Source organism: Rhizobium sp. 05L419 (assembly GCF_056397845.1).
Genome location: NZ_JBFTOF010000079.1, coordinates 1 through 951, shown reverse-complemented (window position 1 = coordinate 951; position 951 = coordinate 1). Strand labels below are relative to the sequence as shown.

Here is a 951-nt window from a genome sequence, read left to right as displayed (position 1 = left end):
CTTCGTTTCCATCCACGACCCGATCGCCAACCTCTTTTACATTCCCCGCCACGACATTCCATCCACACACCATCGCCAACTGCGAGCCGCAGCCCTGGATGCCTGGCGCCAACTCGCACGCCTTCACGCCGCATGAAGCAAAGCCGTACTCCAAAATATTGTCTTTGCGGCGTTAGGTTTACGGTGCCCGCCGCAGAGTTCGGTGAGCAGCCGGCGGAAGAAGAGGCGCGGCTGCAGACATGCGCCGTCTCCCCCTAAGCATTGATGCGTGAAAGGGTCGAAGCCTCGCTTGCATACGCCGACAATGTCTTTTCGGCGTGAAATGCAGGTCGCGCTCGATCTTCAGGCCGAACGGACCGGCGACACTGCTCAGCTCGGTGATGCTGAACGATCCCAGCTCGGGAAAGCCCATGCCGAGGTCGCAAAGGCCGAAGGCCAGATCCGGCTCGTCCGGATCAGTCTCGGTCAGCAGCCAGGTGGCGTTGCCCCCATGGCGTGAAGAGTTTGACCACCGGCTCGAGTTCGATTTCGTCTTCGGTGCCCCGGACCGGTTGCTACTGGCGACCATTCGCCAGCAGCTGTGAGGTTATCTCTTTGATGAAGAGCTTCATGTCGGCCCCCTTACGCGTCTCCTTTAGGGGCGGCGCGAAGGACGATGCGACCGGTGAGCGGGACCGCCTCGAGGGTCAGCGTTCCGCCGTCGCCATCCTCGTGGGCGAAGAAGGCGCCGATCATGGTCCAGTAGCCTTTCTGGCCTTCGCCTTTCGCTTCACTGACCACGTAGGCGTGGGACGAAGGTGTTTGAGCTGGCTCGGTTTGTCTGAACAGTACCCGGCGTTTGTTAAGTGGATTCCCGCCTTGGTTACGCTGCAGCCAGCATCGGCGTCAGCGCGTTGAAATAAGCCTGATCCGGTGTCTGCCGGTCAAGCGATGAATGCGGGCGCCGTTGGT

General features: G+C 60.8%; 2 protein-coding genes and 1 pseudogene. 1 reads left to right on the top strand and 2 read right to left on the bottom strand.

The window, feature by feature from the left end:
* Positions 1-136 (top strand): annotated as a pseudogene (locus tag AC1DMK_RS31060) (IS6 family transposase); the annotation flags it as partial.
* A 42-nt stretch (positions 137-178) separates the two neighbouring features.
* On the opposite strand, the gene AC1DMK_RS31055 reads toward AC1DMK_RS31060, so the two are convergent.
* Positions 179-568 carry a DUF2958 domain-containing protein gene (locus AC1DMK_RS31055; protein WP_477864045.1) on the bottom strand — a complete coding sequence of 130 codons (390 nt, stop codon included), beginning with the start codon at positions 566-568 and terminating at the stop codon, positions 179-181.
* Between the two features lie 53 nt (positions 569-621).
* The gene (locus AC1DMK_RS31050; RefSeq protein WP_477864044.1) at positions 622-780 is read right to left on the bottom strand and encodes a hypothetical protein; all 159 of its coding nucleotides are present in this window, start codon (positions 778-780) and stop codon (positions 622-624) included.
* Positions 781-951 lie beyond the last annotated feature (171 nt).